Origin of the sequence: Pseudomonas sp. CFBP 13710, from assembly GCF_014842235.1 — a bacterium.
Classification (GTDB): domain Bacteria; phylum Pseudomonadota; class Gammaproteobacteria; order Pseudomonadales; family Pseudomonadaceae; genus Aquipseudomonas; species Aquipseudomonas baltica.
On sequence record NZ_JACYVJ010000002.1, the window covers coordinates 270,773 to 289,917 of the forward strand.

Annotated in this window: 19 protein-coding genes; 9 read left to right on the forward strand and 10 right to left on the reverse strand. The window is 64.1% G+C overall.

Going from position 1 to position 19,145, the window contains the following annotated elements; genetic code table 11:
- Positions 1-59 precede the first annotated feature (59 nt).
- The 5 genes from colR to IFT44_RS05830 all read left to right on the forward strand — a co-directional run bounded on the left by colR (position 60) and on the right by IFT44_RS05830 (position 3,796).
- A complete protein-coding gene (gene colR / locus IFT44_RS05810) occupies positions 60-743 on the forward strand; it encodes a two-component system response regulator ColR (RefSeq protein ID WP_122479445.1) in 684 nt (227 codons plus the stop codon).
- Complete coding sequence (locus IFT44_RS05815) at positions 733-2,022, forward strand: sensor histidine kinase (protein WP_192053618.1); 1,290 nt, start codon at positions 733-735, stop codon at positions 2,020-2,022. Before colR ends, IFT44_RS05815 begins: the two co-directional genes overlap by 11 nt.
- A 144-nt stretch (positions 2,023-2,166) precedes the next feature.
- Positions 2,167-2,847 carry a class I SAM-dependent methyltransferase gene (locus IFT44_RS05820; protein ID WP_122479443.1) on the forward strand — a complete coding sequence of 227 codons (681 nt, stop codon included), beginning with the start codon at positions 2,167-2,169 and terminating at the stop codon, positions 2,845-2,847.
- A 5-nt stretch (positions 2,848-2,852) separates the two neighbouring features.
- Complete coding sequence (locus IFT44_RS05825; protein ID WP_185794021.1) at positions 2,853-3,569, forward strand: lipopolysaccharide kinase InaA family protein; 717 nt, start codon at positions 2,853-2,855, stop codon at positions 3,567-3,569.
- Positions 3,569-3,796, forward strand: a complete 228-nt coding sequence (locus tag IFT44_RS05830) for a hypothetical protein (protein WP_122479441.1) — start codon at positions 3,569-3,571, stop codon at positions 3,794-3,796. The genes IFT44_RS05825 and IFT44_RS05830 overlap by 1 nt, the downstream gene beginning before the upstream one ends.
- 37 nt (positions 3,797-3,833) lie before the next feature.
- Here the strand turns inward: IFT44_RS05830 and IFT44_RS05835 are convergent, their stop codons facing one another.
- The 7 genes from IFT44_RS05835 to IFT44_RS05865 all read right to left on the reverse strand — a co-directional run bounded on the left by IFT44_RS05835 (position 3,834) and on the right by IFT44_RS05865 (position 12,741).
- Positions 3,834-4,931, reverse strand: coding sequence for a DUF1513 domain-containing protein (locus IFT44_RS05835; RefSeq protein WP_122479440.1), 1,098 nt, complete (start codon positions 4,929-4,931; stop codon positions 3,834-3,836).
- Between the two features lie 2 nt (positions 4,932-4,933).
- Complete coding sequence (locus IFT44_RS05840; protein ID WP_192175566.1) at positions 4,934-5,998, reverse strand: imelysin family protein; 1,065 nt, start codon at positions 5,996-5,998, stop codon at positions 4,934-4,936.
- Positions 5,999-6,023: 25 nt separating this feature from the next.
- Positions 6,024-7,451 carry a di-heme oxidoreductase family protein gene (locus tag IFT44_RS05845; protein ID WP_192175567.1) on the reverse strand — a complete coding sequence of 476 codons (1,428 nt, stop codon included), beginning with the start codon at positions 7,449-7,451 and terminating at the stop codon, positions 6,024-6,026.
- A 98-nt stretch (positions 7,452-7,549) separates the two neighbouring features.
- Positions 7,550-8,902, reverse strand: coding sequence for an imelysin family protein (locus tag IFT44_RS05850; protein WP_122479438.1), 1,353 nt, complete (start codon positions 8,900-8,902; stop codon positions 7,550-7,552).
- Positions 8,903-9,031: 129 nt separating this feature from the next.
- On the reverse strand, positions 9,032-11,101 hold the full coding sequence (locus IFT44_RS05855; protein ID WP_192175741.1) for a putative bifunctional diguanylate cyclase/phosphodiesterase: 2,070 nt from the start codon (positions 11,099-11,101) through the stop codon (positions 9,032-9,034).
- A 257-nt stretch (positions 11,102-11,358) separates the two neighbouring features.
- Positions 11,359-11,955: a superoxide dismutase gene (locus IFT44_RS05860; RefSeq protein WP_122479436.1), complete on the reverse strand. Its 597-nt coding sequence runs from the start codon at positions 11,953-11,955 to the stop codon at positions 11,359-11,361.
- Positions 11,956-12,141: 186 nt separating this feature from the next.
- Positions 12,142-12,741 carry a LysE/ArgO family amino acid transporter gene (locus tag IFT44_RS05865; RefSeq protein ID WP_122479435.1) on the reverse strand — a complete coding sequence of 200 codons (600 nt, stop codon included), beginning with the start codon at positions 12,739-12,741 and terminating at the stop codon, positions 12,142-12,144.
- An 89-nt stretch (positions 12,742-12,830) separates the two neighbouring features.
- Between IFT44_RS05865 and IFT44_RS05870 the strand changes: the two genes are divergently transcribed.
- The 3 genes from IFT44_RS05870 (at position 12,831) to IFT44_RS05880 (ending at position 15,789) form a co-directional block, all read left to right on the forward strand.
- Positions 12,831-13,721 carry a LysR family transcriptional regulator ArgP gene (locus tag IFT44_RS05870; protein WP_192175568.1) on the forward strand — a complete coding sequence of 297 codons (891 nt, stop codon included), beginning with the start codon at positions 12,831-12,833 and terminating at the stop codon, positions 13,719-13,721.
- A gap of 139 nt (positions 13,722-13,860) precedes the next feature.
- Positions 13,861-14,859: an NAD-dependent epimerase/dehydratase family protein gene (locus tag IFT44_RS05875; RefSeq protein WP_192175569.1), complete on the forward strand. Its 999-nt coding sequence runs from the start codon at positions 13,861-13,863 to the stop codon at positions 14,857-14,859.
- Between the two features lie 90 nt (positions 14,860-14,949).
- Positions 14,950-15,789, forward strand: coding sequence for an ATPase (locus IFT44_RS05880; RefSeq protein ID WP_192175570.1), 840 nt, complete (start codon positions 14,950-14,952; stop codon positions 15,787-15,789).
- A gap of 37 nt (positions 15,790-15,826) precedes the next feature.
- Here IFT44_RS05880 and IFT44_RS05885 read toward each other — a convergent pair whose 3' ends face one another.
- The 3 genes from IFT44_RS05885 to IFT44_RS05895 are packed head-to-tail and all read right to left on the reverse strand — an operon-like array spanning position 15,827 to position 18,374.
- The gene (locus tag IFT44_RS05885) at positions 15,827-16,876 is read right to left on the reverse strand and encodes an alkene reductase (RefSeq protein ID WP_122479431.1); all 1,050 of its coding nucleotides are present in this window, start codon (positions 16,874-16,876) and stop codon (positions 15,827-15,829) included.
- A 15-nt stretch (positions 16,877-16,891) separates the two neighbouring features.
- The gene (locus tag IFT44_RS05890) at positions 16,892-18,058 is read right to left on the reverse strand and encodes an MFS transporter (RefSeq protein ID WP_122479430.1); all 1,167 of its coding nucleotides are present in this window, start codon (positions 18,056-18,058) and stop codon (positions 16,892-16,894) included.
- 13 nt (positions 18,059-18,071) lie between these two features.
- Positions 18,072-18,374 carry an ArsR/SmtB family transcription factor gene (locus IFT44_RS05895; RefSeq protein ID WP_043186925.1) on the reverse strand — a complete coding sequence of 101 codons (303 nt, stop codon included), beginning with the start codon at positions 18,372-18,374 and terminating at the stop codon, positions 18,072-18,074.
- Positions 18,375-18,515: 141 nt separating this feature from the next.
- Here IFT44_RS05895 and IFT44_RS05900 point away from each other — a divergent pair, with 141 nt between their 5' ends.
- A complete protein-coding gene (locus IFT44_RS05900; RefSeq protein WP_192175571.1) occupies positions 18,516-19,088 on the forward strand; it encodes an acyl carrier protein phosphodiesterase in 573 nt (190 codons plus the stop codon).
- Positions 19,089-19,145 lie beyond the last annotated feature (57 nt).

Below are 19,145 nucleotides of genomic sequence, written 5' to 3' on the forward strand. Positions count from 1 at the left end.
CCCAGCCTATAAGCTGCGCGAGCCCCGCCGGGGCGACAGCAGCACTCGGAGACCTGCCCATGCGAATCCTACTGGTTGAAGACAACCGCGACATCCTGGCCAACCTGGCCGATTACCTGGGTATGAAAGGCTACACCGTCGACTGCGCCCAGGACGGCCTGTCCGGATTGCACCTGGCGGCGACCGAGCACTACGACCTCATCGTGCTCGACATCATGCTCCCGGGCATCGATGGCTATACGCTGTGCAAGCGCCTGCGCGAAGATGCCCGGCGCGATACGCCGGTGATCATGCTCACCGCGCGCGACCAGCTGGACGATCGCCTGCAGGGTTTTCGTTCCGGCGCCGACGACTACCTGCTCAAGCCGTTTGCCCTGTCGGAGCTGGCAGCACGCATCGAAGCGGTCCTGCGCCGGGCCCAGGGCGGCGGTCGTCGCTCGCTGCAGGTGGGCGATCTCATCTACGACCTCGACACCCTCGAGGTCACCCGCGAGGGCCGCCTGCTCAAGCTCAACCCGGTTGGCCTCAAGCTGCTCGCCGTGCTGATGCAGAAGAGCCCCCATGTGCTGCGCCGCGAAGTGCTCGAGGAAGCTCTGTGGGGCGATGACTGCCCCGACAGCGACAGCCTGCGCAGCCACGTCCATCAGCTGCGCCAGGTGATCGACAAGCCGTTCGAGAAGCCCTTGCTGCACACCGTGCACGGTGTCGGTTACCGTCTTGCCGAAGGCCGCGATGGAGTTTAAGCAGAGCCTCGCGCAACGCATCATCATCGCGTTTGCCTTGATGAGTGCGCTGGTCGCAGGGGCGTTCGCGGTCGGTATCGTGGCTACCGTGCACCTGGTGGAGGAGCGGTTGATATCCGCAGGCCTGGGCGGCGACCTGCAGCGCCTGCTGCTGATGGACAACGCGGCCGACTGGAGCCATCGCCCCGAACCCGATCAGTTGTTCTACTACGATAACGGTCCGGGCGACTTCGCGCTCACTGCCGATGTGAGGCATCTGCCACGCGGCTTCCACGAAGTGTTTCGCGGCGACCTTTCCTACCACGCGATGATCGAGGTAGTCGACGGTCGTCGTTACGCCTTGCTGCAGGATCAGAGCGATTTCGAAGAGCGCGAAAGAGTGCTGTTCGCCGTGGTGCTGGTGGGCTTCGTGCTCAGTCTGGCCCTGGCGATCTTTCTTGGCTGGGTCTTGGCACGCAAGGTCATGGCGCCCGTGGTGCGCCTGGCCCGCCAGGTGCGCCATCGTGATCAGATTCTTGGCCTGGCACCGCCATTGGCACCGGACTATACGGCCGACGAAGTCGGCGAGCTGGCCGTGGCCTTCGATGCCACCCTTGGCCGCCTGCGCGATGCCTTGACCCGCGAACGGCTGTTTACCAGCGACGTGAGCCATGAACTGCGCACGCCGTTGATGGTGCTCGCCAGCTCCTGCGAGCTGCTGCTGGAGAATCCGGCGCTGCCGGAGCGTTCCCGTGCGCAGGTGCTGCGCATTGCCCGAGCCTGCGAAGACATGCGTGACCTGGTGCAGACCTTCCTGATGCTGGCGCGGGCCCAGCGCGACGACAGCGGCAGAGCCACGCCGGCCACTCTGGGTCAGGTAGCCGAAGCGCTGCTGACCCAATGGCGACCAGCCATCGAAAAGAAAGGCCTGGCCCTTGAGTTCGTCGCTGGCGCGCCCTTGGCGCAGACCTACAACGGTGCTTTTCTTCACGCCGTGATGGGCAACCTGCTGCGCAATGCCCTGCACTACACCGATCAGGGTTTCATTCGTCTGACGCTGGGGGCGAGCGGCTTCCATGTGGAAGACAGCGGTGTAGGGATCCCCGAGGCCCAGCGCGAGGCCATGTTCCAGCCGTTCGTGCGCGGCCCGGAGAAGCGTGGAGAAGGTCTAGGCCTGGGTCTGTCGTTGGTCCAGCGGATCTGCGAGGACCAGGGCTGGCAAGTCCATCTGGAGGCCGTCGAGCCTCATGGCTGTCGCTTCAGTGTGGAGCTGGGCCTTGGCAAGCAAGCCCTGGGGTGATGCTTGCTTCGCACCCCAGGTGCAATTATTGTAGGAAATATCCTGTATCAGCTCGGAAACTTCTGACAAATTTTTCACAATGACATGACCTAGCCATGACGGTTGGATGAATAAGGTGTGCGCCACTGTCCTGGAGGCGTGCCCATGTCCGATCCCGTGAAGCTGGAATTTTCCGATAAGTACGATCGCGCTCACGCGCAGAAGTATTTCGACAAACACCGCAACAGTTTTGCTCGACGCATGTCGCACCGACGTGACGAACAGCTGGCCCGCAAAGCCCTGGCCCTGGTCGGCGAGCCTGGATTGGTGCTGGACCTGCCGTGCGGCGCCGGTCGTTTCTGGCCGCTGCTGGCGGAGAAGCAGAACCGGGTGATCATTGGTGCGGACAACTCTGCGGCCATGGTGGAAACCGCCTGCGCTTCACAGCCGGCGCACATCGTTGGCCGGGTGCAGCCGCTGCAGACCTCGGCATTCGATGTGGCCCTGCCGGACAATTCGGTGGACAGCATTTTTTGCATGAGGTTGCTGCACCACATCGGCGAGGCCGAGCACCGCATGACGATTCTCAAGCAGTTTCATCGAGTGACGCGTGACAGTGTGGTCTTGTCGTTGTGGGTCGATGGCAACTTCAAGGCCTGGAAGCGTGAGCGGGCCGAGCAGCGTCGACGCCTGCACAACGAGCAGGATGGGTATCAGAACCGCTTCGTGTTGCCGGCGGCAACCGTTGAAGCGGAGTTCATCCAGGCCGGCTTCCGTATCCAGGAACGCCTGGACTTTTTACCGATGTACGCCATGTGGCGAGTATACGTTCTACGTAAGGGGTAAGCAGGATGGCGGTTGAAGGTATGACGGCAGGCACGGCGAGCGGAGATGCCGACTTCGATCACTATTGGCGGCAGCAGGGTGCCTGGGTGGAAGAGCCCAATGTCAGGCGCGGCGGTGAAAGCGGCGTGCAACGCCTGTTCGCTGCCGACGGGCAGATGATCTACGTCAAGCGCCAGGTCGGGCATATCTACCGCAGCTGGCTGCACCCGTTCGGTCGCCCAACGGTGCTGCGCGAACGCGATGCGTTGACCGCGCTCTACCAGCTCGACGTCAATGTACCGAAGATGATCTTCTGCGGTACGCAGCGCGACGAGAACAATCAGTGGCGCGCACTGCTGGTGACGCGTTCCTTGGACGGTTTCGAGGAGTATGAGCACTGGCTGCAGGGCGGGGGCCGCGAACGCCACGGCGAAGCGGTCCACGAGCAGATTCTGCAGAGCCTGGCGACCAATCTGGCGCGCATGCACCGCGGCCGCTGGCAGCACAGCTGCATCTATATCAAGCATGTGTTCGTGCGCGTGACAGGCGAGGGCAGCAATGCACGCGGTGAGGTAGCGCTGCTGGACCTGGAGAAGTGCCGTCAGCGCATGACCGCGCAGCAAGCTGCCTCCCACGACATGAAGCAGCTGCGTCGCCATTCGTCGTTCAGTGCACCCGACTGGCAGAAGTTGATCTACCTTTATGAAGCGGCATTCGGCAGCTCCATCAAAGGTTTAGCGTGATGAAACTAGAAATGGCACGAGGTTTGTTTCTGGTGGCAGCCCTGGGGGTGGCCACTGCGGCGGCAGCGGCGTGGGAACAACCCCGCTCGGCCATTGTCAGTGCGGCCCACGGTGAGGGCAATTGCCCATTGCCCCGGTCGCAGAAGGCGCACATCGCAGTGACCCCGGACAAGGATTTCATCCTGTTCATGCTGGGCCTGAGCCAAGGCGTGCGCACCCAGGGTTGAATTCCCGAGCCAGTTCGCTGGCTCACGTTGCACTGGCTCAAGCCAGGTACAGGTGGTTGTCCCAAAGCCCCGATGGCAATTGCAGCGGCATGCCCACCAGCTGCGCCGCCCGGCAGTCGTAATGGCGGCAGCGGCCTTGCCCCGACGTCACCACGAAACCGTCTTCCACAGCCCCCACGCCTGCGCAGTCGGGCAAGGTGCCGTCATGCCTGACCGCACCGCTGTCCATGTCCCAGATGAAGAAGCGGTTGGCCCTCGGCGCCGTCAGCGCCACCAGGCGCAACTCGCTGTGCACCGCAACGCTGGCGGTGTAGTGCCCCATGGATTGCAATTGCGTCAGCGAAACGGGAAAGGCTTCGAAGGGCTGGCCGGGACGCTTGACCGCCAACAGCGGCGCGCTTTCATGGGCAGGCCCCATGAATTGCTGGCAGGCGAAGACGGTAGCGTCGCTGCCGATTGCCAGGTGCCGCACGCTGTTCATCGGCTGTTCCAGACACTCCTTGCTCAGCAGGGTGCCATCGCGCTGCATCATCACCAGGCTCGGCTGCATGGCATCCAGATTCATCTCGATCCGGCTTTCGGCCTCGGTCCGAATACCGCCATTGGCCACCACCAGGGTTTCGCCGTCCGGCATCCACGATACCTGATGAGGGCCGATGCCATGGGTGGACAGTTCGCCACTGTGCACCAGGCGTCCGTCGACGAAGCGGTAGACCCCCAGAACGCCACGGCCTGGCTCGGTGGTGTCGTTCTCGGTGGCGTACAGCCACTCGCCATCCTTGTGCACTACTGCGTGGCCATAGAAGTGCCGATCTGCCTGGGATGCCAGGGTCTGCAGCAACACGCCGTCGCGCAGATCGATCAAGTAGCTTTCGGTGCCGGGACGGCGAGCCACGAACAGCGCCACGGGCAGCGTCGGGTGCGTGACGATGTCATGGCAGCGTTGGCCTACCTGCGTGGCGAACACCTCGCGGCCGTCCAGCCGATAGCCCACGGCGTAGTGCCCGCCATCGGCATCGTCGCGCGCAGACAACAGCAGCGGTTCGCGCTGCGGATGCCGGGCCAGCGTCCAGTTGCCCAGGGTCAGTGCCTTGAGCAGTACGTGGGTCAGCTTCTGCGCCGAGCGTACAATCATCGTCAGTCACCGTCGTTGGCATTGAAGCCCAGCTGGATGTTCAGGGCGCGGGCCAGTTCGCCTTCGTGCAGACGGTGGACCACGTTGAGGCTGTCGTAGAGGGTGTTGAGGAACTGTTTGCCGCCATCGTCGCCGAGCAGTTCACCGAGGTTGCGGGTATTGCCGTCGAGCAGCTTCATGGACGCGGCGTAGGCGGCGTCGATCTTGTCGGCCAGGGGTTTCTGCTCGGTGGGCAACAGGCCGCGCAGGCCCTTGCCGTCCACGCCGACCCAGACGGTCTGGGCGGCCGCCAGGCTCGCCCGCACGCTGTGCATCGACTGCGCGCTGCGCCAGGCCTCGGCCTGGTAGGGCTGGGCGATACCCTTGCTGAGGCGGCCCATGGGCGCGCCGAGCTTTTTCTTCAGGGTGTCGAGTGCGGTGACCTGCGCACGCAGTACATCGGCGATGGCTTCGTGGGAGTCGGCATAGCGCTGGTTGGGAAACTTGGTCATCTGCGCGAGCATGCCGTCGGCACTGTTCCAACTGGCGAGGATTTCTTCGGCCAGCGCTTTCTGCCGTTCGCCAATGGCGCTGAGCAGTGGACAGTAGCGTGCTTTCTGCGCGGCATCGGCAATTTCCGGCTTGCTGTCGAACAGGATGTACTCATAGGCCGACAGCCCCTGCACGACCACGCTGGCCTTGGCCAAACCCTGTGCGTCGATAGGTTGCTCGGCGTTGGCCAGTTGCTCGACCTGACGGCCGACGAGGTTCTTCTTGTCCGGCCAGAACTGCACCGACCAGGCTTTGTTGCCCTCGGCCAGCGGCCCGATCAGCAACGGTTGCAGCTCGGCCCAGGCTCTTTGCGCCTTGAGGAAATCGGCACGCGCGGCATCCAGTGGCTGCGTACCCTGGCAGAACGCCAGGGCGCTGGCAGCCAGTTGCCGATCGGCCTCCACCCAGCGGCTATAGGTCGGCAGGATGACCTGCTTGGCTATGGCCGCACTGGTAACGGCTTGCCGGTCTTGCGGCGAGCAGGCACCCAGTGCCAGGGCGGCAAGGCCGGTGAAGAGCAGCTTGGGACGGAACATGTAGGCTCCTGAAACGTGTGTTCATCTAGAGAGAGTTCAAGAACGCCAGCAGCGCAGCGCGCTGCTGGGCGTCGAATTGCAATACCTGTTGCCTGGCCGCTTCGGCTTCGCCGCCGTGCCACAGCACGGCTTCGAGCAGGTTGCGCGCGCGACCGTCGTGGAGAAACTGGCTATGCCCGCTGACCGTTTCGCTCAGGCCGATGCCCCACAGCGGCGGCGTGCGCCAGTCCTGTGCGCCGGCCTTGAACTCGCTGCGCCCGTCGGCCAGGCCGGGGCCCATGTCGTGCAGCAGCAGGTCGGTGTAGGGGCGAATCGTCTGGCTGCGCAGCTCGGGCTCCGCCGCGTCGCTGGCCGTGGTGTATTGCGCCACGTGGCAACCCTGGCAGCCGGCCTGATAGAACAGATTCTTGCCGGCCAGGACCTGCGGCGAGTCGACGTCGCGGCGCGCAGGCACACCCAGGTTGCGGGTGTAGAACAACACCAGACGCAGAATGTTATCACTGACTTCGGGTTCCCCGCCCGGGCCATTGCCGTTGACCGCCTGGCGACAATCGGTTTGCGCCGCCGTACAGTCATCGAAGGGACGCAGCGAGGTGGTCAGCCCCATGTCGCCGGAAAAGGCATGGACATTCTGCTGGTTCAGATTGGGCTGTCCGGCTTTCCAGCCGAAGCGGCCCGGCACGCTGCGGCCTTGGCTGTCGTCCCATACCTGATTGGGCCGACCCTTGATCGGCCCGGCGCTATCGGCCTGGTTGCGGACATTGGCCAGGATATCCGCTTCGCTGATTGCTTCGAGCAGGCCCAGGCCGATCATCGGTGGTGCGACCCGCGCAGAGAAGCGTGTGTCGGGATGCAGTGGGCCGTAGCCCAATTGGCTGATCTGCAACTGCGGCTGGCGCAGCTCGACCAGAGTGCCGTCCTTGAAGCGCACCGGCACGCTTTGATAGGTGACCCTCACCTTGCCTTCGGGCACATGGCCAGGGATGGCCATATCCTGCAGCTGTGTGCCGTAGACCGGCTCGGGCACCACGCCCAGGCGTTCGATCTCGCGCAGGTAATGCGGGCTGTCGGGCAGCGACAAGCGGACCAGCATGGAGACGGCGCTGAGCGCGTTGTCTTCGGGCGGATGGCCGCGGCCATCCTTGATGTGGCAGTTCTGGCAGGCATTGGTATTGAACAGCGGCCCCAGGCCGTCACGCGCGGTGGTGGTAGACGGCGCGATGACCCAGGGGCTGCGGAAGAAACTATTGCCCACGCTGAAATCCAGGCGTCGGACCGGAGAAAGATTGGCCGAGGGCATGGAGTAGGCGTTGACATCGAATTTGCGCACGGTGGCCTGCCCCGCGCTCTGTGCTTCGCCCGGCTCTGCCTGGGTGAAACGCGGGGCGTCGTCACACCCGACCAGGCCGCAGGCCAGGAGCAGGAAGACGACACGGGGCAGGGATGGGCGCATGGGTGGAAAGCTGTGGTGAAGGAAGCGGATGTTCGGCCGACGCATGGGGGCTGCAACTGGCGTCGGCGTAGCCTTCTCCAGTGCAGCCCCCGGTTGAATCAGAACTCGTGATCGGCGGTGTCCGGGTTCAGATCGGTGATGCCCAGTTTGCCGGCGGCCTGTTCGATTGCGCCGGTCTGCTTGACCAGGGCGGCGATTGCATCGCGTACCACCTGCTGGCCGGCGGCGTTGTCGGCGCTGATCAACTGGTCGAAGTGCTCGCCCTTGTTGGCGCGGTCGACGATGGCCTGCATCTTCGCTTCGGTGTCGGCCAGATCGGCCTTGAGCGCGGTATCGGCAGCCGGGTCGGCCTTGGCCACCAGTGAGGACAGGCTGGCGCCGGTCAGCTTGGTGCCGTCGGTACGGGTGTACTCGCCCAGGTACACGTTACGGATGCCCTTGGCATTGTAGAAGGCGGAATTGTGCGTGTTGTCGCTGAAGCAGTCGTGCTCGTCTTCCGGCGAGTTGGCTTCGAGCGCGACCTTCATGCGTTCGCCGGCCAGTTCGCCGAGCGACAGGCTGCCCATGCCGAAAAGCATTTTGCGCAGGCCACTGTCGACCGGTTCGCCGACCAGCGTGGCGCGGTAGTTGTCGGCCACGTTGGGCTTCCAGTTGGCGAGCATCTCTTCGAGGTCGCTGACCAGCAGATCGGTGACGGCCTTGAGGTAGGCGCGACGGCGATCGTTGTGGCCGCCGGTGGCGCCCGCGCCGTCCAGGTAGTCGGAGGCAGGGCGGTTGCCGGCGCCAGGGCCGGTACCGTTGAGGTCCTGACCCCAGAGCAGGAATTCGATGGCGTGGTAGCCGGTGGCGACGTTGGCCTCCGAACCGCCCAGCTCGTTCAGGCTGGCAAGCTTCTCGGGAGTGATTTCGCTGACGTCGACCTTGTCTTCACCGACCTGGATTTCCTTGTTGGCGATGATGTTGGCAGTCGCGCCCGGGTTGCCCAGGGCGTGTTCGTAGCTCTTGTCGGTGTAGTCGATCAGGCCTTCGTCCAGCGGCCAGGCATTGACCTGGCCTTCCCAATCGTCGATCAGGGTGTTGCCGAAGCGAAAGGTTTCGGTCTGCAGGTAGGCAGGGCGCGAGGCTACCCAGGCGTCGCGTGCGGCCTTCAGGGTGGCGTCGCTGGGTGCGGCAAGGAAGGCGTCCACGGCTTTCTGCAGCGTCTGGGCAGTGCTCAGCGCGTCTTCGAAGGTGGCGTGCACGATGTCAGCGTAATGGGCAACCACGGCCTTGGCGGCCGCCTCGTCCAGAGTCCCGGAGGCCGTGGGCACCGCAGCCGGGGCCGCCGGGGCGGATGCAGCCGGGGCTGGGGCCTGGGCAGCGGTGGTGGTTTGCTTGTCCTTGCTGTCGCAGCCGGCAAGAGCGATGGCGATGGCCAGCAGACTGGCGGTGGCCAGGGGCGTACGAATCATGGCGAAATCCTGCGTCAAGAGTGGCGAGCGGGCGCGCCTGTGGCGCGCAAAACTGCGCCATAATGCGAAAGATTTGCATTTTCTGTAAAGGGTTAATGTGAAAAAACCTTCAGGCTGGCATGTCTGCCGCTAGGTTTGCGACGGAGTCCGCGCCAGGCTGGTACGGCTGCGCTCGGATTGCTTGAGCAGGGCGGTCAGTTCGCGAGCGGCCAGGGGTTTGCTGTAGAGGTAGCCCTGGCCCTCATGACAGCCCTGGGCGACGATGTACGCTTCCTGCTCCAGCGTTTCCACGCCTTCGGCGATCACCTGCATGTTCAGGCTCTTGCCCAGCTGGATGATCGCCCGGACGATGGTCGCGTCGTCCTCGTCGTTGAGCACGTCCTGGACGAAACTCTTGTCGATCTTGATCTTGTCCAGTGGCAGTGACTTCAGGTAGCTGAGCGAAGAATAGCCCGTGCCGAAGTCGTCGATGGCGATCAGCGCACCCGAGCGTCGCAGACTCAGCAGGTGCTGCGCGGCGGTGCTGATGTCCTCCATCAGGCCGGTTTCGGTGACTTCCAGTTCGAGGCTGCGCGGCGGCAGGCGGTACATTTGCAGGATGTTGCTGACCACCCGCGGCAGTTCGTTGTGATGCAACTGCACGGTCGACAGATTGACCGCCATGCGCAAGCCGCTGAAACCCTGATCGTGCCACTCGCGCAGTTGGCTGCAGGCCTCGTTCAGCACCCACTCGCCGATGGCAATGATGCTGCGGTTCTGCTCGGCCAGCGGAATGAACTGATCGGGTGGCACCAGGCCGTGCTCGGGATGCTGCCACCTCAGCAGTGCCTCGACGCCGACGATCCGGTGGTCGCGGTAGCTGATCTGTGGCTGGTACACCAGATGCAGTTGATTGCGTGCCAGTGCCTCGCGCAGGTCTTTTTCCAGCTCGCGGCGCCGGCGCATCTCGGTGTCGACGCTGGCAATGTAGAACTGGTAGCGGTTGCGCGAGCGGACCTTGGCCAGGGTCATGGTCTGCTCGGCTTTCTGCAGCAGGTTTTCGGTGCTGTCGCCGTCTTCGGGAAACAAGGTGATGCCGATGGTGGCGCGCAGGCGGATGGAGTGCGGGTCGAGCGGGAAGGCCGCGTCGAGGTCGTCGAGGATGCGCTGGGCCAATTCCGCCGCTTCGTAAGGTTGTTCGATGTCGGCCTGGACCAGTGCGAACTGATCGCCGCCCAGGCGGGCCAGGGTGCCGAACCTGCCACTGTGGGCCCGCAGGCGATCGGCCAGCGCGCGCAGCAACTGGTCACCGGTCTGGTAGCCAAACTGTTCGTTGATGCCCTTGAAGTCGTCGAGGCCGACGCACAGCACCGCCACCCGCCGCTGCAGGCGATGGGCGTCGAGCAGGACCTTGTCCAGTTGCTGCTGCAATTGCACGCGATTGGCCAGGCCGGTCAGGAAGTCATGCTGGGCCATGTGCAGCATGCTGTCTTCGGCTTCGTGGCGCAGTTGGGTGTTGCGCTCGATGGAGGCCAGGAGTTGATTGGCGGTATTCACCCATAGGCCCAGCTCGTTGTGTTCATGGCCGCGCGGCAACGGCAATTGGTACTCGCCGGGGCGGTCGGGGTTGATCTGCAGCAAGTGTTTGATGATCCGCGACAACGGCTTGGTCAGCAGCCAGTGATAGATCAGGTACAGCAACAGGCCCAGGGCGAGCGCGCGCAAGGTGCCGGAGATGAAGATGATCACCGAGCTGACGATGAAATCCTCGCCATAGGTGGCGGTGTCCAGGGTGATGTGCAGGTCGCCGTAGTATTCGCTGTAGGGCCCGCGGCCGATCAGGCGTGTACCGAAGCTGCGCTCCTGGCCCAGGATGCGATCGGTCAGCCAGCGGCTGGTCAGGCTCTGCAGCGGACGCGAACGTTCGGCGAGCATAGGTTCGTCGGGATGGCCGATGGAAGCCTGGCGCACGGCATCGTCCTGGAACAACCCTTCGATGACCTGCATGCCCATTTCCCGGTCCAGGCTATAGACCGCCTGGGTCGACGGATCGCGGAACATGGCGAGGATCCGCTCGGCATCGGCGGAGATGGCCTGGCGGGTCTTGTAGCCATCGAAGACGATTTGCGCACAACTGAGCACCATGCCCACGACCAGTGCCGACATCAGTACCACGCGAAGCAACTTGACGGACAAGCTGTTCCTGACTTCCAGCTTCAATGGCAATTCCTTGTTTCGAACGCTTGGCATCAAGATGCCATGAGTATTGGCAACTTACCGTAAGCCGTAAAGCCACAAATGTGCGCGAGCCGTACCGATGGTCTTGAATCCCGGAGGACGCGCCAGTGTGTCGGCCGACCCGGACGTATTCTTGAGCGGCCATGTAGCAACAAGGTAAACGAAGCGTGCCTTCGGCGTATGCAGGCAGGCACAAAAAAGCCCGGCACGAAGGCCGGGCTTTTCAACAGTGCAGCAGGTCAGGCGGTGAACGCCTGGCCTTCGTACTGCTGGGCAACGAAGTCCCAGTTCACCAGGTTCCAGAACGCCTCAACGTACTTGGGACGGACGTTGCGGTAGTCGATGTAATAGGCGTGTTCCCAGACGTCGCAGGTCAACAGCGGGGTATCGCCGTTGGTCAGCGGGTTGCCGGCACCAATGGTGCTGGCCAGGGCCAGGGAACCGTCGGCTTTCTTCACCAGCCAGCCCCAGCCGGAACCGAAGGTGCCGACCGACGTCTTGGTGAATTCTTCCTTGAAGGTGTCGAACGAGCCGAACGCGGTGTTGATGGCTTCGGCCAGGGCACCGGTAGGCTGGCCGCCGGCGTTTGGCGCCAGGCAGTTCCAGTAGAAGGTGTGGTTCCAGACCTGGGCGGCGTTGTTGAAGATGCCACCGGAAGACGACTTGACGATCTCTTCGAGGGTCTTGCCTTCGAACTCGGTGCCAGGCACCAGGTTGTTCAGGTTCACGACATAGGTGTTGTGGTGCTTGTCGTGGTGATACTCCAGGGTTTCCTTGGAGATGTGCGGCTGCAGGGCATCGTGGGCGTAGGGCAGCGGCGGCAATTCGAAAGCCATGGTGATTCTCCTAATCAGGTCTGTTGCGGTTTGCGCAAGGCCGATCACGGGCGGCCTGGAAAACGTCGGCGAGTTTTTACTCTTTGCGACGCAGTGCCGGATCATAGCATCGGCATAGTGGCTTAACCACGCAACAACTGTGTGGAATAGAGGTTCCAGAGCCTTTGCGTGGCCAGACTGACGGTTTCAGGCGAATACCAGTTGCGCGGCTACGGCGAACATCATCACCGCCACCATCAGATCGAGCAGGCGCCAGGTGTTGGGCCGCGCCAGCCAGGGCGCCAGCCACGCCGCAGCCAGGGCCAGGCCGAAGAACCACAGCAGCGATGCGCTGGTGGCGCCGGCGACATAGGCGGCAGGCACGCTTTGCTGGGCGCCGAGCGAGCCGATCAGCAGGACCGTGTCCAGATACACGTGGGGGTTGAGCAGGGTCACCGCCAGGGCGCTGAGCAGCACCGCCCTGCGCGAGCGCAATCCGGCGGTGCCGGCCTGTTCCAGGCTTTGCCGCGAGCAGGCACGGCGCAGGGCCTTGACGCCGTACCAAAGCAGAAACAACGCACCGCCCCAGCGTGCCACCGCCAGCAAGGTCGGATTGTGCGCCAGTACCGTGGCCAGGCCGAACACACCCGCAGCCACCAGCAGCGCATCGCATACCACGCACAGCAGCGCCACGGGCAGGTGATGCTCACGGCGCAGGCTCTGCGCCAGAACGAAAGCGTTCTGCGTGCCGATCGCCATGATCAGGCCGAACGCGACCAGCAAACCGTTCAAGTAACTCTGCCACATCGCTGTATCTCCCATTTGATGCTGGCCATTGTGAGGGGTGGCGCGGTATAAGAAAAAGCAATAGTGCTGATCACTCATTAGGAAATCTGATGTTCGATTACAAGCTGCTCGCCGCGCTGGCCGCTGTGGTGGAGCAAACGGGCTTCGAGCGCGCCGCGCAGGTGCTGGGCCTGTCGCAGTCGGCCGTGTCGCAGCGGATCAAGCTGCTCGAGGCGCGGGTGGGTCAGCCCGTGCTGATTCGCGTCACGCCGCCGGCACCCACCGATATCGGCCGCCGCCTGCTCAACCATGTGCAGCAGGTACGCTTGCTCGAGCGTGACCTGCAGGGGCAGGTGCCGGCGCTGGATGAGCAGGGCATGCCCGAGCGCCTGCGGATTGCCTTGAACGCGGACAGCCTGGGCACTTGGTGGGCCGGCGCGGTCGCGGATTTCTGCATTCGCGAGCAATTGCTGCTGGACCACGTGGTGGAGGATCAGGACGTCGGGCTCAAGCGCATGCGCGCCGGTGAAGTGGCCGCCTGCCTGTGTGCCAGCGAGCGGCCCCTGGCCGGGGCACGCAGCCTGTTGCTGGGGGCCATGCGCTATCGCGCGCTGGCCAGCCCCGAGTTCATGGCTCGGCATTTTTCCGCAGGCTTCGAACCGGCCCATCTGCCCCGCACGCCTGCGCTGGTGTTCGGCCCCGACGATTATCTGCAACATCGTTTTCTGGCGTCGCTGGGGCTGGCGGAAGGTTTTCTCCATCACCTGTGCCCGTCGTCGGAAGGGTTCAACCGGTTGGCCAAGGCCGGGATGGGCTGGGGCATGGTCCCCGAGCTGCAGGTCGAGGATGCACTGGCTGACGGCAGCCTGATCGAGATCGTTGCCGGGCATCCTGTGGACGTGCCGTTGTTCTGGCACCACTGGCGCAACGGCGGGCAATTGCTCGAGCGCCTCACCCGGCATCTGCACGAGGGCGCCGCAAGCTGGTTGGTGCCGCTGTGAGCCCTGCGTGCGTCTACCGCTAGCGGCCCGGTCGCCCACAGCCAGGGTGCCGAGCAGAGAGTGACCTCGAAGAACGCTGCAGGACCTTCCCGAGCTCGTGCTGCGGCAACACATTGAACGATGCACAGCGGAGCAATTCATGAAGATTCTGGTTACCGGCGCAAACGGCTTTATCGGCGGGCGCTTCACGCGCATGGCGTTGGAGCAGGGGCTTGAAGTGCGCATCAACGGTCGCCGGGCCGAAGGGGTGGAGCATCTGGTACGACGCGGCGCACAGTTCATGCAGGGCGACCTGCTCGACCCCGACCTGGCCAAGCGCCTGTGCATCGGCGTCGACGCCGTGGTCCATTGCGCCGGTGCCGCAGGTACCTGGGGCCGCGCACAGATGTTCCAGCAGGCCAATGTCGAGGTCACCGAGAACGTCGTCGAGGCCTGCCTCAAGGAGCACGTGCAGCGGCTGGTATATCTGTCTTCGGCCGCGGTCTGTTTCGACGGTCGCAGCCATCTGGCCATCAAGGAAGAGCAGGTGCCGGGACGTCTGCGCGGGCATGCCGCGCGCAGCAAATGGCTGGCCGAGCGCAAGGTGCTCGGCGCTGCCGAGTTCGGCCTGGAAACCGTTGTGCTGCGAGCACATCGGGTGACCGGTGCGGGCGACGGGCAGCAGTTCGCGCGGTTGATCGAGATGCAGCGCAAGAATCGCCTGCGGATTATCGGCGACGGCTTGAACAAGGTCGACTTCACCAGCGTGCAGAACCTCAACCAGGCACTGCTGGGCGCTCTGACGGCGGGCGATACCGCGCTCAACCAGGTCTACAACATCAGCAATGGCGCGCCGATTCCGCTGTGGGATGTGATCAACTACGTGATGCGTCAGCTGGAGTTGCCCCAGGTACGTCGCTACCGCGACTTCGGCCTGGCCCACGGCAGTGCTGCGGTCTGCGAGTCGGCGTGCCTGCTCTGGCCCGGCCAACCCCGACCGCGCTTGTCGCGTTTTGAAGTCCAGGCCTTGCACGAGCATTTCACCCTGGATATCAATCGCGCTCGGCATTACCTGGGCTACGAGCCACGCACGTCCGTGTGGGCATCGCTGGATGAATTCTGTGGCTGGTGGCGTGCCCAGGGCACGCCCGGCGGTTGAGCCAATCGCCCGGGTGGTCGGCCAGTGCCCGCCGTTGCAAGGGTATACTCGCGGTCCTGGCCATTACCCCGTGACACAAAGGTTTCTCACATGCGCAAAGATGCTCCCGACGACTTCGACGACAACCTGCCCAGTTTGCGTGGTGATACCCGCGACGACCACGAGTTTGCCCCAGTGGGCGGCGGGCGCGATCGCGACGCGTTGTACTCGCGCAACACGCCGGTGGTGCGCGTCAAGGCGCCCAGCACGGGTGCGCTGTGGGCGCTGATCGGCGCGTTGTTCATTGCCCTGGGCGGCCTGGGCTGGTGGAGTTTCCAGCAGATCAACCTGATGGAGCAGCAACTGGTAGCGACTCAGGAGAGTTTTGCGCGCATCAGCGAAGAAGCGGCGGGGCGCCTGCAGGACATCAGCGGCAAAGTAGCCAACACCCAGTCCACTGCCGTATCCGGTAGCGAAGCGCTGCGGGGCGAAATCAAGCAGTTGCAGGACCAGCTGGCGCAACAGACTCAGCAACAGAGTGGCGTGGCCGGCCAGCAGAGCACCTTGCAGACCCGTCTGGAACAGGCCGCGTCTCAGGTGGCTGCGCAGCAGACGCTCAACGAGCAATTGCAGACGCAGTTGAAGGCGCTGGCGACCGAGCTTGCGACGTTGAAGCAGGCACAGCCGGACACCGGCAAGTTGCAGGCACGTCTGGACAGCGTGGACGGCGAGCTAGCCGCGTTGAAGAAGAGCAATCCGGGCGCGCAGCTCGAACGCCTGGAGCAGGATCTCATCGTGCTCAAGAGCGAGCAGGACAATCGACCGGCGGCCACCAGTGGCCCCAGCATCAGCGAGTTCGATGCGTTCCGCGGACAGGCCACGCGCAGCTTGAACACGCTGCAGAGTCAGGTGCAGAACCTGCAGCAGCAGATCAGCCAGCTGCGACGCTGAACGGCCGGGCACGCCTGGCGGCGGCCCGGCCTGCCGCTTACATGCGCGGGTAGTCCAGGTAGCCGGCAGCGCCCTTGGCGTAGAACGTTTCGGGGTGTGGCTCATTCAATGGCGCGTCGGCCTGCAGGCGCTCCGGCAGGTCGGGGTTGGCGATGTACGGCACGCCGAAGGCCACGGCGTCGGCGATGCCATTGGCCAGGGCAGCGTTGGCCGACGCCTTGTCGAAACGCTCGTTGACGATGTACGGACCGCCAAACGCATCACGCAGTTGCGCGGCCAGGCTGTCCTCGCCTTCCTTCTCGCGGGCACAGATGAACGCGATGCCGCGCTTGCCCAGTTCGCGGGCAACATAGGTGAAGGTTTCGGCACGGTTGCCGTCGCCCATGTCGTGCAGGTCGGCACGTGGCGAGAGGTGCATGCCGACACGGTCGGCGCCCCAGACGTCGATGGCCGCATCGGTCACTTCCAGCAGCAGCCGTGCACGGTTTTCCAGGGAGCCGCCATAGGCGTCGGTGCGCTGGTTGGTGCTGCTCTGCAGGAACTGGTCGAGCAGGTAACCGTTGGCGCCGTGGATTTCCACGCCATCGAAGCCCGCAGCCTTGGCGTTCTCTGCGCCCACTCGATAGGCCTCGACGATGTCGGCAATTTCAGCGGTTTCCAGCGCCCGTGGGGTTTCGAAACCGGTGATCGGACGCACCAGGCTGACGTGGCCGTCGGCGGCGATTGCGCTGGGGGCCACCGGCAGCTCGCCGTTCAGGTATTGCGAATGCGAGATCCGGCCCACGTGCCACAGCTGCAGCATGATCCGGCCACCGGCGGCGTGCACGGCCTGGGTGACGTTGGCCCAGCCGCGAACCTGGTCGTTGGACCAGATGCCAGGGGTGTCCGGGTAGCCAACGCCCATGGGCGTCACCGAGGTCGCTTCGCTGAGGATCAGCCCGGCGCTGGCGCGTTGCACGTAGTAGTCGGCCATCATCTGGTTGGGCACGCGGCCCTCGTCGGCGCGGCAACGGGTCAGCGGTGCCATGATGATGCGGTTCGGCAGTTCCAGTGCGCCGAGCTTGATCGGGTCGAAAAGTGTGGTCATGAAGAACAGCCTCTATCAGTGAGTGACGGGTGCCAGGTCCGGCGTCCGGGTCTGGCGAAAAGTGATCAGGGTGACGATCAGGGCAAGCACGGCCAGTGCGGCGGCGGCCAGCGGCACGCTGGTCAGGCCGAGGCCACCGGCGATGACGGCGCCGCCGATCCAGGCGCCCAGGGCGTTACCGACGTTGAAGGCACTGATGTTCAGGGTCGACACCAGGTTGGGCGCCGACTTGCCGAAGGTCACCACGTTGATCTGCAGCGCAGGCACGGCGGCGAATGCCGCGGCGGCCCAGAGGAATAACGTGATTTCGGTCGGGATGACGGCCACTGCGGTCCAGCTCAGCGCGGTGGACACCACGGCCATGGCCGCGAAGACCCCGATCAGGGTGGCACCCAGGCGTCGATCGGCCAGCTTGCCGCCGATGATGTTGCCCACGGTCAGGCCCAGGCCGATCAGCAGCAGGGTGTAGGTGACCCCGCGCGGTGATATGCCGGTGACATCACCCAGCAGCGGCGCGATGTAGGTGAACAGGGTGAACATGGACGCGGCGAACAGCGCTGTCATGCTCAGCGACAGCCAGATCCCGGCGCCCTTGAGGGCCGACAGTTCGGCGACCATGTCCAGCTTGGCTTCTTCGCGATTGCCTGGCAGAAAACGCAGCAGACCGATCAGCGCGATCACGCCGATCAGGGTGACCACCCAGAACGTCGAGCGCCAGCCCGCCGCCTGGCCCAGCGCAGTGCCCAATGGCACGCCCAGCACGTTGGCCAGGGTCAGGCCAGTGAACATCAAGGCCACCGCCGAGGCACGCTTGTTGGGTGCCACCAGCCCTGCAGCCACCACCGAGCCGATGCCGAAAAAGGCACCGTGGGACAGCGCGGTGACCACCCGAGCGAACATCAGCACGTTGTAGTCGCTGGCGATGGCGCAGAGCAGGTTGCCGACGATGAAGATGCCCATCAGCACCACCAGCGCCGCTTTTCGCGGCAGGCGCGCGGTGGCCAGGGCCATGAACGGCGCGCCGATGGCCACGCCCAAGGCGTAGCCGGTGACCAGCCAGCCGGCGCTGGGAATGCTGACGCCGAGGTCGCCCGCCACATCGGGCAGCAGGCCCATGATGACGAACTCGGTGGTGCCGATGGCGAAGGAGCTCAGCGCCAGGATCAGCAGGGATAAAGGCATGAAAAAATCCTTGTCAGAGCTGTGCGCTCATTTGCGCGAGAAACGCCTGGATGACGTCCTCGTTGCGTTTGAAGAAGTGCCACTGGCCAACCTTCTTGCTGCTGATCAGGCCTGCCCGTTGCAGGGTGGCCAGATGCGCCGAGACGGTTGACTGCGAGAGGCCGCAGCGTTGGTCGATCTGCCCGGCACATACACCGTTTTCGGTGCTGTGGTGCTGATCGGGAAACTGCCCCTGGGGATCCTTGAGCCACGCCAGGATTTCCCTGCGCACGGGGTGGGAGAGGGCTTTTATTATTTCGTCGAGATCGAGGGACATGACGTACTCGGCTTATATCGGGACGAAGCGAAATATATATCTGTATTTCGCGATATACAAATATGAATGTGTGCTAACGACGGGTCATTCGGCTATATCGGGTTATAACGATACAGTCGCAATGGTGCTAAGCTGCGCGGTATGAACTACCTGGCACACCTTCATCTCGGCGGTCCTGCACCTGAGCAACTGCTCGGCAGCCTCTATGGCGATTTCGTCAAAGGCCCGCTGGCAGGGCGCTTCAGCGCGCCCATGGAGGCCGGCATTCGCCTGCATCGGCAGATCGATGCATTCACCGACAGTCACCCGCTGGTGCTGCGCGCCATCGGCCGCTTCCCGGCCGAACGGCGCCGCTATGCCGGGATCATCGTCGATGTGTTTTTCGATCATTGCCTGGCGCTGCACTGGGCGGACTATTCCCGGCAGCCGCTGACGGCGTTCACCGACCATGTCTATCGGGTGCTGGCAGCCGAAGCCGAGCTGCCGGGGCGGCTGGCGGCCATGGCGCCGCACATGATCGCCGAGGATTGGTTGGGGTCGTACCGGGATTTCCAGATCATCGAGCGGGTGCTGCAGGGGATCTCACGGCGGTTGTCCAAGCCCGAAGGGCTGGCTGGGGGGTTCGAGGAAGTACAAGCCCTGTACGCGCCACTGACCGAGGATTTCCGCGCGTTCTATCCGGTGGTGCAGGGGTTCGCGCGGGAGAGGCGGTGACTGTACTGACGTATTCGCGAGCCCTCTGCCCGCGAATGACGCAACTCGGAACACCTG

Coding starts and splice junctions, on each gene's coding strand:
- colR (WP_122479445.1), top strand. CDS start 60: ATGCGAATCCTACTGGTTGAAGACAACCGCGACATCCTGGCCAACCTG.
- IFT44_RS05815 (WP_192053618.1), top strand. CDS start 733: ATGGAGTTTAAGCAGAGCCTCGCGCAACGCATCATCATCGCGTTTGCC.
- IFT44_RS05820 (WP_122479443.1), top strand. CDS start 2,167: ATGTCCGATCCCGTGAAGCTGGAATTTTCCGATAAGTACGATCGCGCT.
- IFT44_RS05825 (WP_185794021.1), top strand. CDS start 2,853: ATGGCGGTTGAAGGTATGACGGCAGGCACGGCGAGCGGAGATGCCGAC.
- IFT44_RS05830 (WP_122479441.1), top strand. CDS start 3,569: ATGAAACTAGAAATGGCACGAGGTTTGTTTCTGGTGGCAGCCCTGGGG.
- IFT44_RS05835 (WP_122479440.1), bottom strand. CDS start 4,931: ATGATTGTACGCTCGGCGCAGAAGCTGACCCACGTACTGCTCAAGGCA.
- IFT44_RS05840 (WP_192175566.1), bottom strand. CDS start 5,998: ATGTTCCGTCCCAAGCTGCTCTTCACCGGCCTTGCCGCCCTGGCACTG.
- IFT44_RS05845 (WP_192175567.1), bottom strand. CDS start 7,451: ATGCGCCCATCCCTGCCCCGTGTCGTCTTCCTGCTCCTGGCCTGCGGC.
- IFT44_RS05850 (WP_122479438.1), bottom strand. CDS start 8,902: ATGATTCGTACGCCCCTGGCCACCGCCAGTCTGCTGGCCATCGCCATC.
- IFT44_RS05860 (WP_122479436.1), bottom strand. CDS start 11,955: ATGGCTTTCGAATTGCCGCCGCTGCCCTACGCCCACGATGCCCTGCAG.
- IFT44_RS05865 (WP_122479435.1), bottom strand. CDS start 12,741: ATGTGGCAGAGTTACTTGAACGGTTTGCTGGTCGCGTTCGGCCTGATC.
- IFT44_RS05870 (WP_192175568.1), top strand. CDS start 12,831: ATGTTCGATTACAAGCTGCTCGCCGCGCTGGCCGCTGTGGTGGAGCAA.
- IFT44_RS05875 (WP_192175569.1), top strand. CDS start 13,861: ATGAAGATTCTGGTTACCGGCGCAAACGGCTTTATCGGCGGGCGCTTC.
- IFT44_RS05880 (WP_192175570.1), top strand. CDS start 14,950: ATGCGCAAAGATGCTCCCGACGACTTCGACGACAACCTGCCCAGTTTG.
- IFT44_RS05885 (WP_122479431.1), bottom strand. CDS start 16,876: ATGACCACACTTTTCGACCCGATCAAGCTCGGCGCACTGGAACTGCCG.
- IFT44_RS05890 (WP_122479430.1), bottom strand. CDS start 18,058: ATGCCTTTATCCCTGCTGATCCTGGCGCTGAGCTCCTTCGCCATCGGC.
- IFT44_RS05895 (WP_043186925.1), bottom strand. CDS start 18,374: ATGTCCCTCGATCTCGACGAAATAATAAAAGCCCTCTCCCACCCCGTG.
- IFT44_RS05900 (WP_192175571.1), top strand. CDS start 18,516: ATGAACTACCTGGCACACCTTCATCTCGGCGGTCCTGCACCTGAGCAA.